The organism is Accumulibacter sp. (genome assembly GCF_036625275.1).
GTDB lineage: Bacteria > Pseudomonadota > Gammaproteobacteria > Burkholderiales > Rhodocyclaceae > Accumulibacter.
The window spans coordinates 1-3682 of record NZ_JAZKUD010000167.1 but is presented as its reverse complement, the minus strand read 5'-3'; the positions used below and the strand labels follow the sequence as shown (position 1 = coordinate 3682).

Sequence of the window (3682 nt, the reverse complement as noted above, 5' to 3'; positions counted from 1 at the left end):
CTTCACTACCGCTATCGAACGCTGCTTGCAAGATACCCACACCATCCACGCCAACGCCCTACAGTCCTTATTGACCTTGAACTTCCAAACGTTCCAGAAGATTCAGTCGTGACCGCCCACGGTATAGCGTACGATTTTTTCCGTTTTCTGAGGCGACCCCTACTTGCGTTCAAGGCGGTCGAGTACCTCGTCGGCCGAGACCCCCAGCGTCTCGTCATGCATCGCTTCCTGCCAGAACTGGCGCAGGTCGGCAATCCCCTGTTGGTGCGCGCTGCGCTTGTACGTCCAGTCGCGTAGCGCATCGCGAATGACTTCGCTGATGGAAGCGTACTCGCCAGTAGCAACGGCGCTGCGGACGATGGAGACCATCTCGGGCGGCAACGCAATGCTGATTTTTCGGCGGGGTCATGGGCACCTCCCTCGACAAGCTCATTCAGCCATCACGCATACTTTCTGTTTCGTAATTTGACCGCCCTTGACGAACATTTGGCGTATCCACTACGCTTGCGGTTTGACGGATACGATGTGAACTTCCGATGCCCGCGCTGTACCGCTCCCATCTCCCAGCCTTGATGGTGCTGTTCGCCGACCTGGAAAACCACGCCCGCGGGCAGTCCCAGGTCTTTGTCGGCACGCCCGGGAGCGTGCTGGAGCGCAGCAATGCGGCTGGGTTTCGCTTTTACGCCCACCAGTTCTACGATGGCGACGGCAAGAAGCGGGAGCGTTACCTGGCCGGCCCCGTCGGGGCGCCCGAAGCGGATGCGATGGCCCAGGCTCTGCGGCTGGCCATCGCCGAAACCAAAGCCGCCTCGACTTCGCTGCGGCTGCTGGGGCGCGAAGGGTTTGCGCTGGCCGACGCCAAGACTTACGCGACCCTGGCCAGCCTGTATAACCACGGCGTATTTCAGGCGGGTGGGGTGCTCATCGGCTCCCATGCCTACGGCTTGCTCTTGAACCAACTGGGGGTGGCCGGCGCACCCTATGCCACTGAAGATATAGACATCGCGCGACGCGAGAAACTGGCTTTTCCCGAACTTCCAGAAGCCAGCTTCCTGGAAATGCTGCAAGCCACGGGCATTCCCTTCGTCGAAGTACCGCAACTGGATGCTCGACAGCCCTCCACCTCGTTCAAGGAGAGAGGCCGAAGCCGCTTCCATGTGGACCTCCTGGTGCCCTCCGCTGGAGAGGATTTTCAGGTGGTACCGGTGCCGGAGCTGCAAGCCCACGCCACGGCCTTGCCTTACCTGAGTTATCTGCTGGCCGATTCGCAAATGAGCCTGCTCATGGCGAGGGAGGGGTGCTGCATGGTTCGGGTGCCTTTGCCAGAGCGCTTTGCCCTGCACAAGTTGATGGTTTCCCAGCTACGGGCAAATCGAGGGGGCAAATCGGAAAAGGACCTCTTCCAGGCCGCGGTGCTTCTTGCCGTGCTTGGAGAAAAGCATCCCGGTGCCATCGAAGAGGCATTGCGACGGGTTCCCTTGTCCATCCTTGGTCGTTTGCAGTGTGCCGTTGGCCAGGTACGGCACCTGTTGGAGAGCGATCACGCCCGTGCCTGGGAAGAACTCAACCCGGAATAGTCGCCGCTCAGTTCTCAGACTTTTCCTTGGGAGACCCCTCTGGTGCCCGCTGGGCGAGTTCGTGCTCCAGGATCCGTATGCGCCCCTGCAAGCTCTCGATCTTTCCGGCGGCATCCTCTGAAGACCGCTGCCAGCGGCTGGATTCTTCCGCTGCCGCTTCGGCCTTGCCGCGCCAGAACGCCGCTTCGCCTTCCGCACGACCGGCTCGCGCCTGGAAACTCTCGGCGAAGGCCTTGACCTCCTGGAGTTGCTCTTTGAAGGCAGCTTCGTTCGCCTTGGCGGCTTGCCGGGTCTCATCGGTCTGGTGCATCAGGTACTGACGTTCGCCGGCGGCAATTTCTCGCTCGCGCTCGACCGATTCGTGGGCCCGCTGCCGTTCGGCGTTCACTGCCTGGTCGTGTCGCTCGCGCTCGGCCAGGAGTTCCGTCTCGTGATTGCGCCGCTCGCTCTCAAGGGTGTTGGCAAGCCGGGCGCCATCTTCACGCATCTGGCCGATCTGCTCGTCACGGGCGCGAAGGAGGGTGGTGGTGTCGGCCAGGCGCTGCCGCAGGTCTTTGATCTCGGTCTGGCTGCCCTGCAGTCTCACTTGTAGGGTTTGCAGTTCTCCCTGCAAGACAAGTGCTTCGTGCTCGAACTCGGCAGCGCGTTCCTGGGCTTGCGTCACCGCTGCAGCCGTGTCGACGCGAGACTGGTCGAGTCTGCTTCGTTCATCGGCGTACGCGGCATCGGATTTTTCCAGCGCCAGGCGCCAGACGACGGTGAGCACCTTGTCGGCCTCGGTGATCAATTCTTCCGGCAAATCGGGGTTGGTGCGGCCGGCCATGAAACGGTTGGCCATCTCTTTGCGCCAGTCGGCAATCATCCCCTGGACGACCTTGGCGCCGCCCTTGCGGCCAATCAGCTCGTAGACCGACTCGAATGACGGACTCTTGCCTTCGAGAAAGAGGCTGGAGCAGGCCTCGACGACCCGCTCGTACTCGACCGCGCTAGTGCGTGCCACTGGGGATCTCGGCAAACTGCCGGGCGTTGGCCTGCAGCGCCCCGGCGATCTCGCCAGCACGCTCCGGCGCACTCTCGGCGACGCGCCGGTACAAATCGCACAGCAAGCCGCTGAGGTCGTGGATTTCCTGCTCGATGATCTGTGCCTGCGGCGTATCCATTTCCCGTCTCCCTGAATAACAGTACCCGACACTCGGGCAGCGTTGCGTGTCCGATTCCTCACTGAGGATAGTCTGTTGGCGGTGAAACGTAAAATAGCAGACGTATGGCGCTTTTTTGCGGACGGTTTATTCCTTTAGGGCGACTTGCCCCAATTCATCTCCGGTTGCAGAATCCCGCTCGGCGCGGCGAATGTGCAGCACCTCGACATCGGCACGCACGCGGTAGAACACCAGGAACGCGCCGTTCGCGACCACCAGGCGGCGAATACCTGGCGCGAGTTCATACGATGGAGCAATGTCCGGATTGTCCCTGAGCGACAGCACTGGCGTTTTGATCCGTGCCACCATCTTGCGCGCCAGTACATCACCGCCAACGTCCCGATAATGTTGCCCAAGCGCCACCAAATCCGCCTTGGCCTGGTCGAGCAGCCTAACCCGCATGCGCCGCGGCCAATTCGTCAAAAACGTCCTCTGCGTCATGCCAGATTGCGCCTTGCGCGTCGGCCCTCGCGATCCGTTCGTCGAGGACACGCTTGAGTTCAGCAGCTTCGTGCGCGGCTTTCAGCTTCACCGACTTGTCTGGCCGGGACGGATGCAAGGAATCGGCCTGCTCCGGTCGCCAAGCTTCGGTATCGACAGCCGCCTTTCTGATGCCCATCTCGCGCAGCAGGGCCAGCGCCTTGCGCGGATCACCAAACAGGCGTGGCAATTTCCTGCGCGTATCGACCAGCACCGCATCGCCGCGCTGAGTTTCTGCCTGGATGGCGAAGGCCGCTCCCTGCGCCTTGAGGACAACGGACAGGATTCCGCCAGATTCAACCGTGGCGCGGAACTGCTCTAGTGTCATATTTTGCATAAGTGACCTCATCGTATAACAGCCTGATTACAGTATGCGCTATAACGCTTCACAAACAATAATTGTTTGTGTCACTCGGTTCGACAAAC

At 61.1% G+C, this 3682-nt stretch carries 6 protein-coding genes; 1 reads left to right on the top strand and 5 read right to left on the bottom strand.

Features of this window, described 5'->3' with window-relative positions; genetic code table 11:
- Positions 1-159: 159 nt before the first annotated feature.
- Positions 160-381, bottom strand: coding sequence for a ribbon-helix-helix domain-containing protein (locus V5B39_RS22025; protein ID WP_434735753.1), 222 nt, complete (start codon positions 379-381; stop codon positions 160-162).
- A gap of 155 nt (positions 382-536) precedes the next feature.
- Here V5B39_RS22025 and V5B39_RS22020 point away from each other — a divergent pair, with 155 nt between their 5' ends.
- Complete coding sequence (locus V5B39_RS22020; RefSeq protein ID WP_287708940.1) at positions 537-1577, top strand: GSU2403 family nucleotidyltransferase fold protein; 1041 nt, start codon at positions 537-539, stop codon at positions 1575-1577.
- 7 nt (positions 1578-1584) lie between these two features.
- On the opposite strand, the gene V5B39_RS22015 is transcribed toward V5B39_RS22020, so the two are convergent.
- From V5B39_RS22015 to V5B39_RS22000, 4 genes are all read right to left on the bottom strand, one after another.
- The gene (locus V5B39_RS22015; protein ID WP_332344949.1) at positions 1585-2577 is read right to left on the bottom strand and encodes a DNA-binding protein; all 993 of its coding nucleotides are present in this window, start codon (positions 2575-2577) and stop codon (positions 1585-1587) included.
- Positions 2564-2737: a hypothetical protein gene (locus V5B39_RS22010; protein WP_332344948.1), complete on the bottom strand. Its 174-nt coding sequence runs from the start codon at positions 2735-2737 to the stop codon at positions 2564-2566. Before V5B39_RS22010 ends, V5B39_RS22015 begins: the two co-directional genes overlap by 14 nt.
- A gap of 126 nt (positions 2738-2863) precedes the next feature.
- Positions 2864-3178 (bottom strand): type II toxin-antitoxin system RelE/ParE family toxin, encoded by a 315-nt coding sequence (locus V5B39_RS22005; RefSeq protein ID WP_332344947.1) that lies wholly within the window; start codon positions 3176-3178, stop codon positions 2864-2866.
- Positions 3168-3593: a hypothetical protein gene (locus V5B39_RS22000; protein ID WP_332344946.1), complete on the bottom strand. Its 426-nt coding sequence runs from the start codon at positions 3591-3593 to the stop codon at positions 3168-3170. Before V5B39_RS22000 ends, V5B39_RS22005 begins: the two co-directional genes overlap by 11 nt.
- Between the last annotated feature and the right edge of the window lie 89 nt (positions 3594-3682).